14 protein-coding genes are annotated in these 14,760 nt (G+C 72.0%); 6 read left to right on the top strand and 8 right to left on the bottom strand.

Annotated elements, in window-relative coordinates:
• The first annotated feature begins 1 nt into the window (after position 1).
• From AC3WXD_RS02910 to scpA, 4 genes are read left to right on the top strand one after another with little or no spacing between them, the layout of a single operon-like run.
• Complete coding sequence (locus AC3WXD_RS02910; RefSeq protein ID WP_059411721.1) at positions 2–289, top strand: MSMEG_0570 family nitrogen starvation response protein; 288 nt, start codon at positions 2–4, stop codon at positions 287–289.
• Positions 290–348: 59 nt separating this feature from the next.
• Complete coding sequence (locus AC3WXD_RS02905; protein WP_492323001.1) at positions 349–1,638, top strand: MSMEG_0569 family flavin-dependent oxidoreductase; 1,290 nt, start codon at positions 349–351, stop codon at positions 1,636–1,638.
• 1 nt (position 1,639) lies between these two features.
• Complete coding sequence (locus AC3WXD_RS02900; protein ID WP_059411723.1) at positions 1,640–2,464, top strand: Pnap_2097 family protein; 825 nt, start codon at positions 1,640–1,642, stop codon at positions 2,462–2,464.
• On the top strand, positions 2,461–4,581 hold the full coding sequence (gene scpA, locus AC3WXD_RS02895; RefSeq protein ID WP_492323000.1) for a methylmalonyl-CoA mutase: 2,121 nt from the start codon (positions 2,461–2,463) through the stop codon (positions 4,579–4,581). The genes AC3WXD_RS02900 and scpA overlap by 4 nt, the downstream gene beginning before the upstream one ends.
• A 32-nt stretch (positions 4,582–4,613) precedes the next feature.
• Here the strand turns inward: scpA and AC3WXD_RS02890 are convergent, their stop codons facing one another.
• On the bottom strand, positions 4,614–5,543 hold the full coding sequence (locus AC3WXD_RS02890) for a LysR family transcriptional regulator (protein ID WP_020202492.1): 930 nt from the start codon (positions 5,541–5,543) through the stop codon (positions 4,614–4,616).
• Between the two features lie 112 nt (positions 5,544–5,655).
• Here AC3WXD_RS02890 and AC3WXD_RS02885 point away from each other — a divergent pair, with 112 nt between their 5' ends.
• The gene (locus AC3WXD_RS02885; RefSeq protein WP_020202491.1) at positions 5,656–7,077 is read left to right on the top strand and encodes an aldehyde dehydrogenase family protein; all 1,422 of its coding nucleotides are present in this window, start codon (positions 5,656–5,658) and stop codon (positions 7,075–7,077) included.
• 19 nt (positions 7,078–7,096) lie between these two features.
• Here the strand turns inward: AC3WXD_RS02885 and AC3WXD_RS02880 are convergent, their stop codons facing one another.
• Both AC3WXD_RS02880 and AC3WXD_RS02875 read right to left on the bottom strand, forming a co-directional pair.
• The gene (locus AC3WXD_RS02880; RefSeq protein WP_155888032.1) at positions 7,097–7,369 is read right to left on the bottom strand and encodes a hypothetical protein; all 273 of its coding nucleotides are present in this window, start codon (positions 7,367–7,369) and stop codon (positions 7,097–7,099) included.
• Positions 7,370–7,630: 261 nt separating this feature from the next.
• Positions 7,631–8,335 (bottom strand): hypothetical protein, encoded by a 705-nt coding sequence (locus AC3WXD_RS02875; RefSeq protein WP_492322999.1) that lies wholly within the window; start codon positions 8,333–8,335, stop codon positions 7,631–7,633.
• A gap of 250 nt (positions 8,336–8,585) precedes the next feature.
• Here AC3WXD_RS02875 and AC3WXD_RS02870 point away from each other — a divergent pair, with 250 nt between their 5' ends.
• A complete protein-coding gene (locus tag AC3WXD_RS02870; protein ID WP_059411727.1) occupies positions 8,586–8,894 on the top strand; it encodes a high-potential iron-sulfur protein in 309 nt (102 codons plus the stop codon).
• Here the strand turns inward: AC3WXD_RS02870 and AC3WXD_RS02865 are convergent.
• The 5 genes from AC3WXD_RS02865 to AC3WXD_RS02845 form a co-directional block, all read right to left on the bottom strand.
• Positions 8,891–10,702: an OPT/YSL family transporter gene (locus AC3WXD_RS02865; protein WP_454733227.1), complete on the bottom strand. Its 1,812-nt coding sequence runs from the start codon at positions 10,700–10,702 to the stop codon at positions 8,891–8,893. The genes AC3WXD_RS02870 and AC3WXD_RS02865 overlap by 4 nt on opposite strands.
• 521 nt (positions 10,703–11,223) lie before the next feature.
• Positions 11,224–12,627: an MFS transporter gene (locus AC3WXD_RS02860; protein ID WP_492323351.1), complete on the bottom strand. Its 1,404-nt coding sequence runs from the start codon at positions 12,625–12,627 to the stop codon at positions 11,224–11,226.
• Between the two features lie 163 nt (positions 12,628–12,790).
• Positions 12,791–13,693: a cation diffusion facilitator family transporter gene (locus AC3WXD_RS02855; protein ID WP_454734023.1), complete on the bottom strand. Its 903-nt coding sequence runs from the start codon at positions 13,691–13,693 to the stop codon at positions 12,791–12,793.
• Between the two features lie 44 nt (positions 13,694–13,737).
• Positions 13,738–14,241, bottom strand: a complete 504-nt coding sequence (locus tag AC3WXD_RS02850; protein WP_020202484.1) for a DUF6691 family protein — start codon at positions 14,239–14,241, stop codon at positions 13,738–13,740.
• A 13-nt stretch (positions 14,242–14,254) separates the two neighbouring features.
• Positions 14,255–14,689, bottom strand: a complete 435-nt coding sequence (locus AC3WXD_RS02845; RefSeq protein WP_059411729.1) for a YeeE/YedE family protein — start codon at positions 14,687–14,689, stop codon at positions 14,255–14,257.
• Between the last annotated feature and the right edge of the window lie 71 nt (positions 14,690–14,760).

Raw genomic sequence — 14,760 nt, 5'->3', positions numbered from 1 at the left:
CATGCCAGTCACGCATTTCCGGGTGCAATGGCCGGACAACAGCCAGGCCACCTGCTACTCGCCCTCGTCGGTCGTCACCGAGTATTTCGCCGCCGGGCAGGACTATCCGCTCGAGGACTTCCTCGCGCGCGCGCGCCAGGCGCTGGGCAGCGCCTCCGAGCGCGTGCGGGCCAAGTACGGCTACGCCTGCTCCTCGGCGATGGACCAGCTCGAGCAGATCGAAAACACCGCCGCCAGGTGGAGCGCCCAGCCGGACGCCACCGTGCGCGTGCTCGGCTTCGGGCGCTAGCGCGGCCCGGGCAGCACGCCAGTCATTCGCGCATCACCGCTATCTACGAAGGAACCATCATGTCCAATACTCTCGGCGCAAGCCAACCCGGCGGGGCAGCCGCCAAGCACTACAGCGTGATCGTGGTCGGGGGCGGCCAGGCAGGCCTGTCCATGAGCTACTACCTGCAGCAGGCCAGGATCGACCACCTCGTGATCGAGAAGCACACCATCACCCACACCTGGCGCAACCAGCGCTGGGATGCGTTCTGCCTGGTCACGCCCAACTGGCAATGCGCGCTGCCCGGCTACCCGTACCGGGGCAGCGACCCCCACGGCTTCATGAAGAAGGACGAGATCGAGGCCTATCTGGACGGTTTCATCCGCATGGTCGACGCGCCGGTGCTCGAGCACACCGAGGTGCGCCGCGTCAGGCCGCGCGAGCACGGCGGCTACGAGGTCTTCACCTCGAACGGCGACTTCACCGCCGACCAGGTGGTGGTGGCCTCGGGCGGCTATCACGCGCCGATCGTGCCGCGCATGGCCGAGCGGCTGCCGGCCGGCATCCGCCAGATCCAGTCGTCCGAGTACCGCAACCCGCAGGCGCTGCCCGAAGGCGCGGTGCTGGTGGTGGGCTCCGGCCAGTCCGGCGCGCAGATCGCCGAAGACCTGCACCTGGCCGGGCGCAAGGTCTACCTGGCGGTGGGCGAGGCGCCGCGCTGCGCGCGCTTCTACCGCGGCCGCGACGTGGTGGACTGGCTGGCCGACATGCAGTACTACGACATGCCGGTGGAAGAACACCCGCTGCGCGAGGGCGTGCGCGACAACACCAACCACTACGTGACCGGGCGCGACGGCGGGCGCGACATCGACCTGCGCAAGTTCGCCAGCGAAGGCATGGAACTGTACGGCGTGCTGGACGACTACCGCGACGGCCACCTGCGCTTCGCGCCCAACCTGGCGGCCAACCTGCAGGACGCCGACGACACCTACAACCGCATCAACGCCGGCATCGACAAGTACATCGAGAAGCAAGGCATCGCGGCGCCGCCGGCCAGCGTCTACGAGCCGGTGTGGCGGCCCGCCGGCGAGCGCACCGCGCTGGACCTGGGCAGCGCCGGCATCGGCAGCATCATCTGGTGCATCGGCTTCCGCCCGGACTTCAGCTGGCTGGAAGTGCCGGTCTTCAACGGCCGCGGCTATCCCGGCCACGTGCGCGGCGTCACCGCGCAGGCCGGCCTGTACTTCCTCGGCCTGCCGTGGCTGCACACCTGGGGCTCGGGCCGCTTCTCCGGCATCGCGCGCGACGCCGAGTTCCTGGCCGCCAAGGTGATCGCCGCGCGCACCGGCGAAGAAGCGCTGGCGGCCTGACATGCACCGCGCTCGCACCGACTACGTGGCGGGCATGCCGCAGTTGTCGTACACGGGGCTGTCGGAGAACTGGCTGCTCAAGACCTGCGGCGACCTGCACTGGCAGGGCCTCGCCGCGCTGGCCGGGCAGGCCGTGCCGGAGTTCCGCGACGCCGGGGGACACAAATCCTACGCCGCCTTCCTGGCGATCCGCGTGCGCGAGGCCGCGCTGGAGACGATGGGCGAGCACGCGGCATTCGCCATCGACAGCGAGCTCCAGCGCGTGACCGGCGCGCGCCACCACAGCACGCACCGCGTGATGGCGGGCGAGGCGCGCCGCGCCGAGGTGACGATGATGTCCACCTTCATCCGCCGCGAGCGCGAGCGCGACAACCGCTCGGTGGTGCGCGCGGCCTTCGGCCCCGCGCCCGAGGCGCCGCTGCCCGCCGCCGCCGAGATGGCGACGCTGGCCAAGCGCTTCCGCGCGGGCGACTGGGGCGCGCACCTCGGGCTGGCGCAGACGCTGGCGCCCGCGCGCCACACCGCCGAATACCTGCCCTGCCCGTACACCGACTTCAACGGCGCCGACCTGCTCTACTTCGCCAGCTTCCAGGCCATCGTCGACCGCGCCGAGTGGCAGTGGCAGCGCTTCGAGGAACCGCCCGCGGTGTCGCAGCGCGACCTGTTCTTCCACGGCAACGTCAACCTGGGCGACGCGCTGGAATTATCGTTCAGCGCCGTGCACAGCGGCCCCGGCGGGCTGGCGCACTGGTGCGAGATCCGCCGCGCCAGCGACGGCGAGAAGATCGCCGACGTGGTCACGCGCAAGCACTGGAGAACGCGATGAGCAACGGCCACCACGGCGTGCCCCGGCGCGCCGTCTATACCGCCGCCGACCTCGACGGCATCGCCCATCTGGGCACCCTGCCCGGCGAGGCGCCGCTCGTGCGCGGCGTGCACCGCACCATGTACGCCGGCAAGCCGTGGACCATCCGCCAGTACGCCGGCTTCGCCGACGCCACCGCTTCCAACCTCGCCTACCGCACCGCGCTGGCGCAGGGCGCGCAGGGCCTGTCGGTGGCGTTCGACCTGCCCACCCACCGCGGCTACGACTCGGACCACCCGCTGGCGCAGGCGGACGTGGGCATGGCCGGCGTGGCGGTCGATTCGGTCGAGGACATGAAGCGCCTGTTCGCGGGCATCCCGCTGGAGCGCGTCTCGGTGTCGATGACCATGAGCGGCGCGGTGCTGCCGGTGCTGGCCGCGTTCCTGGTGGCCGGCGAGGAAAGTGGCGTGCCGCTGGCCCGGTTGAGCGGCACCATCCAGAACGACATCCTCAAGGAGTACATGGTCCGCAATGCGTGGATCTTCGCGCCGGCGCCGTCCATGCGCATCGCCGGCGACGTGGTGGCGTGGCTGGCGCGGCACGTGCCGCGCTTCAACGGCATGTCGATCTCCGGCTACCACTTCCAGGAAGCCGGCGCCGACCCGGTGCTGGAACTGGCGCTGGCATTGGCCAACGGCCAGGCCTACGTCGAGGCCATCCGCGCGCGCGGCATCGGCGTGGACGAATTCTGCGGCACGCTGAGCTTCTTCTTCGGCGTGGGCAAGGATTTCTACCTGGAGATCGCCAAGCTGCGCGCCGCGCGCCTGCTGTGGTGGGAGATCATCCAGGCCGCCGGCGGCACCAGCGCGCGCGCCGGCGCGCTGCGCACGCACTGCCAGACCTCGGGCTGGTCGCTGACCGCGCGCCAGCCGCTCAACAACGTGGTGCGCACCACGGTGGAGGCGATGGCGGCGGTGTTCGGCGGCACCCAGTCGCTGCACACCAACGCCTACGACGAAGCGCTGGCGCTGCCCGGCGCCGACGCCGCGCGCCTGGCGCGCGACACCCAGCTCATCCTGCAGCGCGAGATGGGCCTGTGCGAAGTGGCCGACCCGTGGGCCGGCTCCTACATGATGGAGTCGCTGACCGACGACGTGGCGCGCCGCGTGCGCGCGCTGATGGCCGAGATCGCGGCGCGCGGCGGCGTGCTCGCCGCGCTCGAATCGGGCTGGGTGCATGCCATGATCGCGCGCGGCGCCGCGCGCACGCAGGCCCGCATCGACTCGGGCGAGCAGGCCATCATCGGCGTCAACCAGTTCCGCGGGCCGGACGAGGAGCCGGCCTGCTTCATGGTGGACGGGCGCGCGGTGCAGGCCGCGCAGGCGCAGCGCCTGGCCGCGCTGAAGCAGGCGCGCGACCCGGCGGCGCTGCAACGCGCGCTGGCCGCGCTGACGGCGGCGGCGCGCGACGGCGGCGGCAACCTGCTCGCGCTCGCCATCGAGGCCATGCGCTGCCGCGCCACCGTGGGCGAATGCACGGCGGCGCTGGAACAGGTCTGGCCGCGCCATCAGGCCAGCCCGGTGTTCGCCGCCGGCGAATATGGCAGCGCGCGTGGCAACGCAGGCGACACGGACGCCGCCTGGGAACAGGCTTGCGCCCGCGTGCGCGCGCTGGCCGCCGGGCTGGGCCGCGCGCCGCGCGTGCTGATCGCCAAGCTCGGGCTGGACGGGCACGACCGCGGCGCCAAGGCGGTGGCCGCGGCGCTGTCCGACGCCGGCTTCGCCGTCACGCTCGGCCCGCTGTTCCAGCAGCCCGAGGACGTGGCCGCCGAGGCCGCGCGCGGCGGCTACGACGCGATCGGCATCTCCACGCTGGCCGGCGCGCACCTCGCGCTGCTGCCGCGCTTCCTGCGGGCGCTGGCGCAGCGGCAACCGGGCACGCCGGTCTTTGCCGGCGGCATCGTGCCGGACGCCGACGCGCGCCTGCTGCTCGGGCTGGGCGTGCGCGGACTGTTCGGGCCGGGCACGCCGATGGAGGCGATCGCCGTGCGGTTCGCCGACGCGGTGGCGGAGACTGCGGCGCCAGCGGCAGACACGAAACACGCGGCGCCGCCGCGCGTGCTGCACGAAAGCCTCTGAACCTGCGGTCCGGCTGACCGGGCGCGCCGCCTTCAGCGCTTGCCGCGCGCCTTGCCCGGCCGCCGCGGCGCCGGCTGCGCGTCCTCGCGGATCATCTCGATCAGCGCGCGCAGCCCCGCCGGCACGTGGCGGCGGCCCGGGTAGTACAGGCTGAGCCCGTCGAACGGCGGCGTCCAGTCTTCCAGCACGCGCACCAGCGTGCCGGCGGCGAGGTCCGCCTCCACGCTCCACTCGGTGAGATAGGTCAGGCCCATGCCGTCGCGCGCCGCGTCGAGCATCAGGTAAGGATCGTCCAGCGTGAGCTCGCCCTGCACGTCCACGCTGAGCGCTTCGCCGTGGCGCGAGAATTCCCAGCGGTAGAGCGTGCCGCTCGGCAGGCGCGTGCGGATGCAGCGGTGCGCGAGCAGGTCGGCCGGCGCGCGCGGCGGCGGGTTGGCGGCGAAGTACGCCGGGCTGCCGACCACGGCGAAGCGCTGCGGCCGCCCCAGCGGCACCGCCACCATGTCCAGCGGCACGCTTTCGGCCAGCCGGATGCCGGCGTCGAAGCCGGCCACCACGATGTCGATCAGGCGCCCTTCGGTGACGATGTCCAGCCGCATCTCGGGATAGCGCCGCAGGAACGCCAGGAACAGCGGCATCGCCTGCCGCGCGGCGCCCGACGAGGTATTGATGCGCAGCGTGCCGGAGGGCGTGTCGCGGTGGCTGCCGGCCTGCTCCATCGCGCCGCGGATGGCCGACAGCGCGGGCGCGATGCCGGCCACGAACTGCGCGCCGGCCTCGGTCAGCGACACGCTGCGCGTGGTGCGGTGGAACAGCCGCACGCCGATGCGCGCCTCCAGCGCGGCGATGGCATGGCTGAGCGCCGAGGTGGAGACGCCCAGCTCGGTGGCCGCCGCGCGGAAGCTGCGCAGGCGCGCCACCGCGGCCACGCCTTCGAGCTCGCCGAGTCCGGAAGTCTGCATTGTCCTAAATTACTCAATAGTTCGTGCGGAATTATATGGCTAGACCGGCCAATGCCGCGGGCTTATCTTCTGCCCCATGTTCCTACGCATCCTGCGCATTCCCGGAGTTCCCATGCATCGCATCGAACAGATCTACATCGACGGCGCCTTCGTCACCCCGCACGGCGAGGAATGGTTCGACCTGTACAACCCCGCCACCGCCGCGCCCAGCGGCCAGGTCCGGCTGGCCGACGCGCACGACGCGCGGCGCGCCATCGCCGCAGCCAGCCGCGCGTTTCCCGCCTTCTCGCGCACCAGCAAGGCCGAGCGCATCGAGTGGCTGCGGCGCATGCACGCCGCGGTGCAGGCGCGCGAGGACGAGCTGTTCGAGGCCATCGTCGCGGAGTACGGCGCGCCGGTGTCGCGCGGGCGCTGGATGGCGCAGCATGCCGCCAGCGTGCTGCTGGAGGCGGCCCGCGTGCTGGAGGACTACGCCTTCACGCGCCGCATGGGCACGGCGGACGTCATCATGACGCCGCTCGGCGTGGCCGGGCTGATCACGCCGTGGAACAGCAACGGCAGCTTCATCTGCGGCAAGCTCGCGGCGGCCGTGGCGGCCGGCTGCACCGCCGTCATCAAGCCCAGCGAGATGAGCGCCGTGCAGACCCGCATCGTCACCGAGGCGCTGCACGAGGCGGGCCTGCCGCCCGGCGTGTTCAACATCGTGACCGGCCGCGGCGAGGTGGTCGGCGCCGAGATCAGCGCGCACCCGGACGTGGCCAAGGTGTCGTTCACGGGCTCCACCGCGGTCGGCAAGGCCATCCTGCGCGCCGGCGCCGACACGCTCAAGCGCGTCACGCTGGAGCTGGGCGGCAAGTCGCCGGTGCTGGTGCTCGACGACGCCGACTTCGCGCAGGCGGTGCCGCTGGCGCTGCAGGCCGGCTTCATGAACAGCGGCCAGGCCTGCATCGCCGGCACGCGCATCCTGGTGCCGCGGCAGCGCCTGGCCGAATTCGAGGCGGCCGTGGTGGCGGAGGTGGCGCGCATCCGCAGCGGCGACCCGCGCGACCCCGAGACCGCCATCGGCCCGATGGTCAGCCAGAAGCAGTGGGAGCGCGTGCAGCGCTACATCCGCATCGGCATCGGCGAAGGCGCGCGGCTGCTGGCCGGCGGCGAAGGCCGCCCGCAGGGCACGCGCGACGGCTGGTTCGTGCGCCCGACCGTGTTCAGCGGCGTGCGCAACGACATGACCATCGCGCGCGAGGAAATCTTCGGCCCGGTGCTGGCGATCCTGCCTTACGGCGACACCGAGGAAGGCATCGCCATCGCCAACGACACCAGCTACGGCCTGCAGGGCTACGTGCTGTCCACGGACGCGGCGCGCGCCCGCGCGGTGGCGCAGCGCATCGAGGCCGGCCGCGTGCTGGTCAACACGCTGGCGCACGAGCCGGCCGCGCCGTTCGGCGGCTTCAAGCAGTCCGGCATCGGCCGCGAGTACGGCACCTTCGGGCTGGAAGCGTTCATGGAGCCCAAGTCGCTGCTGGGCGTGGCCTGAGCGCGGCGGCGCGCGCGCCTCACGCGGGGTCGCGCGCGCCCTCGGCGCCGGCCTGCCGCAGCCCCAGCCGGGTCAGCCGCAGGGATGTGGATTTTTCAAGCGTGGCACCGTCGAATGCCAGCAATTGCGCATCGAGCAGGCGCTGGATCTGCCACCAGGCGATGTGCACGTCGTGCTCGAGCGACGGCGGGTGCTTCAGTATCGCCGCGGGAATCCGCCCGCCCCAGGGATTGACCGCCAGGGTCAGCGTGGCCCCCTGGCGCATTCGCAGAAGAATCTCGTCTTTTCGCATTGCAAAGCACTCCCCGCACCCCGGTGCTGCGAAAAAAACGATTCTCCTGCGTTGCCTCGACGTGTGTCCGTCGATGGCGTGCGCGTCACGTCTTGCGGCGTTGCGTATTGCATATTGCATATTGGCGGCGCCGGGAGCGGAATCCCTGCGCCACGCCGCGTCTGCCCATCCCCAAAGCCGGGGAAATCATTGCCGCGACGGCCCGCGGAAGTCAAGCAAGATGCGTTCCCTGCTCGCGGATGCCGCCGCGCCGCCGCGCCATCACGCGCCCGCGCCGATCACCGAGACGTTGACCGCCACGATGCCCAGCGGCTCGCGCCCGGCGTCGCCGGCGGCGTCCGCGCCGGTCCAGCCGCGCAGCGTGTCCCGCAGCGCGTGCAGCAAGGCGCCGTTGTCCTCCGTTTCCTCATCCAGCCCCAGCAGCACCTCGAACGCGGCATCGTGCTCGCCCGCGGCCTGCAGGCGCGCGTCGAGTTCGGCCAGCACCGCGTAGACCGCGCCGGCCATCTGCTGCACGAAGCCGCGCTGCACGCCCAGCGCGACGCAGGACGCGCGGATCCACGATTCCACCAGCGTGACGAAGATCACGCCGGTTTCGTCGGCATTGATCTCGAACGCGCAATAGCCCACGGGATCGAGGTCGCGCGCGAGGATCAGGCGGTAGAACAGCACCTGCCCGCAGATCTCGTCGCTGTCCATGTCCATCTCGAAGGCCTGGCCCGGCTCCCAGTCGTCGCTGTCGAGCGTCTCGCCGCTGGCCTGCGCGCCGCCCTGCGCGGCCAGTTGCGCGCGCAGCCCGGCCAGCACTTCCTCGCGGCCCGGCGCCTGCGGCGGTTCGGTGTAGATGGCGAAGCGGCCGGCCTCGGCGCCGTCCAGGAAGCCGGCGCCCATCAGCGGCGAGAGTTGCAGCGGCAGCGGCTCCTGCAGGGCCTGGCGCAGGGTGTCGGTGTTGGTGGAAGCGGTCATGGCGTGGATAGGAAAGGAAGGGAGAAGACGCGGAAGAGGCGGAAGACGGAGAAGATGACGACGATGTGGCATTCGGAAGGCAGCGGCGAGTTTGCCACAGATACGGCACGCCGAGCCACCGCGCGGGGCGCTGTGCCACAATCCTGCACGCGGGCCGCGCCGCCCTCCCCATGAAACACAATTCCCGCCAGCGGCCGCCGGCATCACCCACCCGCGATCCCGATTCCTCCAGCCAGAAAAAGGAAGCAGCATGCCCTCCCGCCGTGAGTTCCTGAAGACCGTGCCGATCGCCCTGGCCGCGGGCCTGGCGGCCACCGCCGCCGCGCCCGCCGCGGCGGCCCTGCTCGACGAGCAGGACCCGCAGGCCGTCGGCCTCGGCTACAAGGCGGACACCCGCAAGGTCGACCAGGCCAAGTACCCGAAGCACGCGGCCAGCCAGACCTGCGCCAATTGCCAGTTGTTCCAGGAAGGCAGCAGCCCGGCCACCGGCAGTTGCGTGCTGTTCGGCGACAAGCAGGTCGCGGCGGCGGGCTGGTGCAGCGCCTGGGAACAGGGCTAGCCCATCGCCGTGAACAGCAGGCCGGCGATGCCCAGCCCCACCGCGGCCAGCGCATCGCCGGCGATCAGCCCGCCGCCCACCAGCGAGGTGGTGCTCATGTCGGCGGGCAGCGGGTCCGCCGCCGCGCGCCGGCCCGGCAGCGCGTCGACCACGCTGGCCACCACGCCGCCGGCGGCAAACCAGGCCGAGGTCGGCAGGTTGACGAAGCCGCCGAACGAAGACGCATAAGGCGAAGGCAGCAGCACCGTATCGACCAGGAAATCGAGCACGCGGCCCTTGCCGCCGGCCGCGACAAGACGCTGGTAGCCCGCGCGCGACCTGACCAGCAGGCGCAGCAGCGCGGTGGCCAGGCCGAGGCCGATCCCCAGCGCCACCGCGGTGCGCTGGTGCGGCAGGTCCTGCGCCAGCCCGCGCAGCGCGCCGACGATCTTGTAGGTCATGGCCGAGGCCCAGCGGTGCGGCTGCGCGTCGGCGGCCAGCATGGTCTGGTCCAGCGCCAGTTCGGGATAAGCGCGCATGAACAGGCGCGCGAACAGCACCGCCAGCACCGCGCCGGCGGCGATGCCGGCCACCTGGAAGCGGAACTGCACGGTGCGGTCCGTGCCCAGGCGCCAGCCGGTGGAGCGGTCCTGCTGCATGTCGCAGGCCTGGCCGGTGGACACCAGCAGCACCGTCGCGGCGATCAGCCCCACCTGCGGGTCCTTCAGGCCGAGCGCCGCCATCAGGATCACCGACAGCACGAAGGCCGAGGAAATCGGGTTCTGGTCCACCATGCCGACCGAGATGCCGTTGACCATCGCGAACAGGAACACCAGCACCACGGCCAGCAGCAGGTAGCCCGGCGGCTGGCCCAGCAGGCCAGATCCCACCGCGACGATGGCCGCGCCCCAGAACACCACCCATGCCAGCAGCCGCCACGACGCGCCGCCCGGCGCGCGCGGCTGGGATGCGCGCGCCTCGCGGACCGCCCGGCCCTGCCGCCAGGCGCGCCGCAGCAGCAGCGACATGTCGACCAGCGCCGCGCCCATGATCATGCCCAGCGCGATCAGGAACGTGATCTTGCGGAACGGGTCGCCCGGCGCCAGCCAGCCGATCGAGATGAAATACGGCACCAGCGCCTGGCTCGCGAGCCCGGCCGCCAGCGCCGCCAGCCCGATGCGCGCGCCCACGATCATGCCCGCGCCGAAGGTCGAGGCCGACAGGTCCACCGCCGCCAGCAGCGCCACGCGCGCCGCGCCGACGCCGCAGGCCACGCCCAGCGCGGCGCCGCCGGCCAGCCGCGCGACCGAAAGCCGCAGCAGCACCGGATCGGTCAGCGCGCGCAGGATGTTGGCCACCGCCAGCCCGGACGGAAACGTCAGTTGCAGGCGGTCCACCAGCACCGGCGTGTACAGCATGCCCACGCCCACGCCGAACATGCCCACGCACAGCATGTACAGCATCAGCTGCCACAGCGGCGGCTCCGGCAGGCCCATCCACGTCATCGCCTGGATCACCACCGCCATCGCGCTCATGCCGGCCACCGAGGCGGCAATGGTCTGGATGTAGTTGGCGCCGTGGCGCCCCTGCGCGCCGTAGCCGTAGGTGATGGTCGAGCCCAGGATGCCGGCCAGCACCTGCCCGCCCACGAAGAAGCCGAGCGAGAAATTCATGTAGGCCGCCGCGACCCCGCCCAGCGGCCCCAGCACCAGCACCCCGACCGCGCCGAGCAGCGCGTAGTAGCCCCAACTGCCCTGCGCCGGCAGCCACTCCCAGCGGCGGCCGGCGGGCACGGCATCGCCGGGCGGTGGAACGGTGGCTTCCGTCATTGGCTTTCCCATGCGCCTTGGCGTCGGTCGGATCTGCGGAGGTGGAACGGCAACGGCGGCAACACGGTGGGCGCCGTCACGCGGGAGATGCTGGAAGCGATGCTACCGCAACGCCGCGCGGCGGGGATGGGCGGGCTGGCGGAAAGAAGGAAAGGATGGCGGGAAGGGAATGCGGCGCGGCCGCCACGCGGTATCCGCATGGCGAAAAAAATCCGGACACGTCGGTGTCCGGAAACCCATTTGCTGACTCAGATCGTGTCACAAACCTGAGACAACAAATAATAATGATTATCATTTGCCTGGTCAAGATATGTATACCAAGTCTGTCATGCGCCCGCGGCCGGTGATCGAAATGACTGGCGCCAAGCCCGAGGCGCAGTCTTTGTTTCCGTATCCACGCCGGCGCGGAACGCGACATGGCGCGCGCCATTGCCGCGCGGGTCCGGCGCCAGGCCGACGCCCTGCTGGCGATGGCGCCGGCGATCCCGCCGGTCGGCCAGGACCTGCCGTGGGCGCCCCGCTCAGGCGGTCTTGCGCTGCGCCGCCAGGTGCCGCCCCGCGTCCGGCGCCATGCGGACGTAGCCGATCAGCGAGACCAGCGTCAGCACCCCGGCGAACAGGAAGGCCCAGCGGAAATCGCCCAGCGTGAAATGCGGCAATCCGCCCGGCTGGGCCGACTCGCCGCGCAGCGCCGCGGCCACGCGCAGCGACAGCGAGCCGAACGCGATGCCCAGGCCGATGGTCATCTGCTGGGCGGCGTTCCACAGCGTGTTGGCGCCGCTCATCTGCGCCGGCGGAATGTCGGCATAGGCCAGCGAGGCGAGCGTGGAGAACTGCATCGAGCGCGTCACGCCGTACACGAACACCACGAACAGCACCAGCGCCAGCGGCATGTCCGAGGTGAGCAGCCCGCAGGCCACGATGAACACGCCGGCGAGCGCGGTGTTGACGATCGCCGTGGAGCGGAAGCCGTAGCGGTGCAGCACGGGCGTGGTGAGCGCCTTCATGCCGAGGTTGCCGACCGCGCTGGCCAGCAGCAGCAGCCCCGCGCGGAACGCGGACAGGCCGAAGCCGACCTGGAACAGCAGCGGCATCAGGTACGGCACCGCGCCGATGCCCACGCGCGTCAACGACCCGGTAATGACCGTGACGGAGAAGGTCGGCACGCGCAGCGTGGTGAAGTCGAGCAGCGGATGCGGGTGGCCCGCCGCGTGGCGCACGGTCAGCACGCCGGACAGCAGCCCCGCCGCCACGCAGCCGCCCGCCAGCGCCAGGCTGGCGCCGTCCTGGCTGGCCAGCTCGGTGCCGTACAGCACCAGCGTCAGGGTGGCGCCGCCGAGCAGGAAGCCGATCACGTCGAGCGGCTTGCGCTCGGCCGCGCGCGCGTTGCGGATCATCATGAAGGTGGCCACCAGCGCGGCGATGCCGAACGGCACGTTGAGCAGGAAGATCCAGCGCCAGGACGCATAGGTGGTGATGAAGCCGCCGATCGGCGGCCCCACCACGGGCGCGGCGATGGCCGGCCAGGTGATGGTGGAGATGGCCTTGATGAGATCGCGCTTGTCGGTGTTGCGCACCACGATCAGGCGCCCCACCGGCACCATCATCGCCCCGCCGATGCCTTGCAGCACGCGCGCCGCGGTGAACTCCGCCAGCCCGCTGGACGCGCCGCACAGCACCGAGGCCACCGTGAACACCACGATGGCGCCGCCGAACACGGTGCGCGAGCCGTAGCGGTCCGCGATCCAGCCGCTGATCGGGATGAACACCGCCAGCGCCAGCATGTAGGCGGTCATGCCCAGGCTGAGGTCGTTCGGCCCGACCCCGAACGACTGCGCCATCTGCGGCAGCGCCGTGGCGATGACGGTGGTGTCGAGGTACTCCATGAAAAAGGTGGCGGCGACGAGATAGGGCAGGAATCTCATCGAAGACTGGCTTTGCATGGTTGTCATGGACTGGCGCGCGCGGACCGGCGGGATGCCGTCCGGCGTCGGGGAGGGTTGATCTTGGCGGCGGCCCGGGCTGGCGCCGGGGCGAAAGCGCCATGATACCGGGCATCGGCGCCGGCCGTTGCCCGCCCCGGGCGGCTCAGCGCGGCAGGTGCACCGGGTCCATGTGCGTCATCACGTCGAGCACGTCGGTCACTTCCATCGCGCGCCGGCGCGCCTCGAGGGCGATGTGGTGGCCGGCCTCCACCGTGAGCGCGCCGTCGATCTCCAGGTGCACGTCGGCCAGGACGAAGTCGCCCATCTTGCGCGTGCGCAGCCCGTGCAGGCCGTGCACGCCGGGCGTGCCGAGCATGGCCTCGCGGATCGCCGCCACGGTCTGCGCGTCCACGGCGCCGTCCATCAGGTCGTGCATGGCCTCCCACGAGAACTTCCAGCCCATGCGGCTGACCATCAGGCCGACCACCAGCGCCGCGATCGGGTCGAGCATGTGCACGCCCAGCATGTTGCCGCCGATGCCGAGCGCCACCACCAGCGAGGACGCCGCGTCCGAGCGCGCGTGCCAGGCATTGGCCGCCAGCATGGCGGAGCGCACGCGCTGGGCCACCGCCAGCATGTAGCGGAACAGCAGTTCCTTGGCCGCCAGCGCGCCCAGCGCCACCCACAGCGCGATCTCCTTGACCGGCTGGATCAGCTCGGGATGCTCCAGCTTGCTCACCGCCGTCCACAGCATGCCCACGCCGACCGCCAGCAGCAGGATGCCGATGCCCAGCGAGGCGGCGGTCTCGAAGCGCTGGTGGCCGTACTGGTGGTCGGCGTCGGCGCCCTTGCGGCTGTGGTGGCTGGCGAACAGCACCACGAAATCGGAGATCAGGTCGGACAGCGAGTGCACGGCGTCGGCGATCAGCGCCTGCGAGCCGGCGAACAGCCCGGCCGCCATCTGCATGCCGGTCAGCAGCAGATTGACGCCGACGCTCACCAGCGTGCTGCGGCGCGCCTCCTCGGTCTTGGTCGGCGCGCCGGCGCCGTCGTGCTCGCCGGCCATGCGCGCCTCGGCCCTCGCGCGGCCCTCGCCGGGCCCCACGGCGCTCATCGCGCCGGCGCGGCGCAAGTCCGCCCGCGCCGCTCCAGCCATTCGAACAGCATCATGCCCGCCAGCATGGCCAGCACGAACACCGCGCCCTGCCACGCGCCGGCGCCGAGCAGCACCAGCGCCGGGCCCGGGCAGATGCCGGCCAGGCCCCAGCCCGCGCCGAACAGCAGGCTGCCGCCGACGAGGCGCGCATCGATGCCGCGCGCGCCTGGCAATCGCATCGGCAGCCCGAGCAGCGACACGCGGCGGCGCCGCGCCAGCGCGAACGCCACCAGACCGAGCGCGATGGCGCCGCCCATCACCAGCGCCAGGGACGGGTCCCAGGCGCCGGCGAGGTCGAGAAAGCCCAGCACCTTGGCGGGATTGGCCATGCCGGCCAGGATCAGCCCGAGGCCGAACACCAGCCCGGCCAGCAGCGCCGACAACAGGGAAGACAGCGGGGAAGACAGCGGGGAAGCCACGCGCGCGGCGCCGTGGGACGCGGTATCGGGAGTCGTCATGGGCGTGGCCATCTCAAGCCCCGACCAGATGGCGGACCACGTAGACCGTGGCAAAGCCGGTGGCCATGAAGGCCAGCGTGGCCACCAGCGAGCGCGGCGACAGCCGCGACAGCCCGCACACGCCATGCCCGCTGGTGCAGCCCGAGCCGTAGCGCGTGCCCAGCCCGACCAGCAGCCCGGCCACGGCCAGCACGCCGGTGCCGGCCTCGATGCGGATCTCCGGCAGCGCCGCGAACAGGCGCCAGCACAACGGCGCCGCGACCAGCCCGGCCACGAAGGCCAGCCGCCAGGCCACGTCCCCGCGCGCCGGGCGCAACAGGCCGCCGACGATGCCGCTGATGCCGGCGATGCGCCCGTTGAGGAGGATGAACAGCGCCGCGGCCAGCCCGATCAGCAGGCCGCCGGCCAGTGCCGGCAGCGGCGTGAAATGCGTCCAGTCGATTGTCATGATGGTCTTGTGGGGTTCCCGGCCCGCCGTGCCGCGGATGGCGCCGGTGCCGCCGGCCGCGCGCCGCCCGG

The sequence above is a fragment of the Cupriavidus sp. FW216-B1 genome (assembly GCF_058789195.1).
Note: the sequence above shows the minus strand (reverse complement) of the source record. Positions and strands in the feature narration are given on the sequence as shown.

Bases quoted from the DNA above. Each gene is read 5' to 3' on its own strand.
- AC3WXD_RS02910 (WP_059411721.1), top strand. From the start codon at position 2: ATGCCAGTCACGCATTTCCGGGTGCAATGGCCGGACAACAGCCAGGCC.
- AC3WXD_RS02905 (WP_492323001.1), top strand. From the start codon at position 349: ATGTCCAATACTCTCGGCGCAAGCCAACCCGGCGGGGCAGCCGCCAAG.
- AC3WXD_RS02900 (WP_059411723.1), top strand. From the start codon at position 1,640: ATGCACCGCGCTCGCACCGACTACGTGGCGGGCATGCCGCAGTTGTCG.
- scpA (WP_492323000.1), top strand. From the start codon at position 2,461: ATGAGCAACGGCCACCACGGCGTGCCCCGGCGCGCCGTCTATACCGCC.
- AC3WXD_RS02890 (WP_020202492.1), bottom strand. From the start codon at position 5,543: ATGCAGACTTCCGGACTCGGCGAGCTCGAAGGCGTGGCCGCGGTGGCG.
- AC3WXD_RS02885 (WP_020202491.1), top strand. From the start codon at position 5,656: ATGCATCGCATCGAACAGATCTACATCGACGGCGCCTTCGTCACCCCG.
- AC3WXD_RS02880 (WP_155888032.1), bottom strand. From the start codon at position 7,369: ATGCGAAAAGACGAGATTCTTCTGCGAATGCGCCAGGGGGCCACGCTG.
- AC3WXD_RS02875 (WP_492322999.1), bottom strand. From the start codon at position 8,335: ATGACCGCTTCCACCAACACCGACACCCTGCGCCAGGCCCTGCAGGAG.
- AC3WXD_RS02870 (WP_059411727.1), top strand. From the start codon at position 8,586: ATGCCCTCCCGCCGTGAGTTCCTGAAGACCGTGCCGATCGCCCTGGCC.
- AC3WXD_RS02865 (WP_454733227.1), bottom strand. From the start codon at position 10,702: ATGACGGAAGCCACCGTTCCACCGCCCGGCGATGCCGTGCCCGCCGGC.
- AC3WXD_RS02860 (WP_492323351.1), bottom strand. From the start codon at position 12,627: ATGAGATTCCTGCCCTATCTCGTCGCCGCCACCTTTTTCATGGAGTAC.
- AC3WXD_RS02855 (WP_454734023.1), bottom strand. From the start codon at position 13,693: ATGGCCGGCGAGCACGACGGCGCCGGCGCGCCGACCAAGACCGAGGAG.
- AC3WXD_RS02850 (WP_020202484.1), bottom strand. From the start codon at position 14,241: ATGACGACTCCCGATACCGCGTCCCACGGCGCCGCGCGCGTGGCTTCC.
- AC3WXD_RS02845 (WP_059411729.1), bottom strand. From the start codon at position 14,689: ATGACAATCGACTGGACGCATTTCACGCCGCTGCCGGCACTGGCCGGC.